General features: G+C 72.6%; 1 protein-coding gene and 1 pseudogene. One reads left to right on the forward strand and one right to left on the reverse strand.

Features of this window, described 5'->3' with window-relative positions; genetic code table 11:
* A pseudogene (locus tag G6024_RS09825) lies at positions 1 to 851 on the forward strand (DUF5129 domain-containing protein); the annotation flags it as partial.
* Between the two features lie 34 nt (positions 852 to 885).
* Here G6024_RS09825 and G6024_RS09830 read toward each other — a convergent pair.
* Positions 886 to 1503 (reverse strand): peptidylprolyl isomerase (locus G6024_RS09830; protein ID WP_200841562.1); only part of this gene is annotated, 618 nt, incomplete at its 5' end.

Consider the following 1503-nt stretch of genomic DNA (forward strand, 5'->3'; position numbering starts at 1 on the left):
CGGCGTGGCTGCCGTGGGCGTTCGCCGGGGCCGGGGTGGTCGTCGCGGGCGCGGTCGGCGCCGGGGTCGCGGCGAGCCGCAAGAAGAAGGCGACGACGGCGAGGGAGCGGTACGACCGGGTCTCCCGCGAATACGGACGGGTCGCGGGGGAGCTCAGCGGGCTGGACATCCGCGCCAACTCGCTCACCTCCCCGTTGGCCGACGACGAGCTGCGCTCCCAGTGGGAGGACGTGCGCGGCCGGTTCCTCGCGCTGGACACCGTCATGGGCCGGATCGGTGACCTGCGGCCCGACTCGACGGACGCCGAGTTCCGCGCCAAGGCCGGTGACATCGACACCGCCCACACCACGGTCGACCAGATGACCACGGCGGAGCAGAACATCGACCAGCTCTTCCGCATGGAGCAGGGCGACGCCGAGGTGCGGCGTCGCCAGCTCGGCGAGCTGCACGAGGACATGCTCGCCGCGGCGCTGGGGACGAAGGACGAGCGACTGGCCGCCGAGGCCCGGGCACTGGACACCCGCGCCGACGAGCTGGCCCGGGATACGCAGGCGCCCGACTTCATGGACCGCTACGCCCGGCTCGTCGTCGACTACCGGATCGTCGTGGAGGCGATCCGGGCGCGCGAGATGGCGGACGTCGAGACGGCGGACGACGCGGGCGACCGCCACGCGCCCCGGCTGTACGACCGGGACTGGCGGGCCGGGTACGGCTACAACGGCTTCGTTCCGTTCTATGTGGTCTCCAGCTGGCACGCGCACGACGTGCAGGCGGCGCAGGCGGCCAGCTCCACCACCACCGGCTACTCGAACGCGTCGTTCTCCGGCGGCGGAGGGTCGAGCGGGTACTAGAGCCGCCCGGCCCGGGCGTCCGGCCCGGGCGGGCTCAGCCCTCGACGATCTCCACGGACTCGATCGTGTGCAGCGTCTGCGGCCGGCCCTGCGGGCTGCCGTCGTCCTCGATAGCGGTGACGGCGTCCATTCCGTCGGTGACGGTGCCGAAGAGGCTGTAGTCCGGCGGCAGGGAGACGCCGGAGTCGCCGGTGACGATGAAGAACTGGGAGCCGTTGGTGTCCGGTCCGGCGTTGGCCATGGCCATCGACCCGATCTCGTACTCGCCGGACTCGGGCAGCTCGTCGGCGAACTCGTATCCCGGGCCGCCGCTGCCGGTGCCCTGGGGGTCGCCGCCCTGGATCATGAAGCCGGGGATGACGCGGTGGAACGTGATGCCCTCGTAGTACTTGTTGCGGGCCAGGAACACGAAGTTGTTCACCGTCTCCGGGGCCTTCTCCTCGAGCAGGTCCACGGTGACGGGGCCGGCGTCGGTGGTGATGACGGCGGAGTAGTCGACGCCGTCGGTCAGGCACATCGGCGGGGCCGAGTCGAACGAGGTGGTGCGCTCCGCTGCGCCCTCGGCGGGCGGGCACTCGACAGCGCCCCCGGTGGACCCGCCGGACTCGCGGCCCTCGGACTGGGACGCCGCGGTCGCCCCGGTGGTCGCCGC

This window comes from Dietzia maris, from assembly GCF_014144855.1.
Classification (GTDB): domain Bacteria; phylum Actinomycetota; class Actinomycetes; order Mycobacteriales; family Mycobacteriaceae; genus Dietzia; species Dietzia kunjamensis.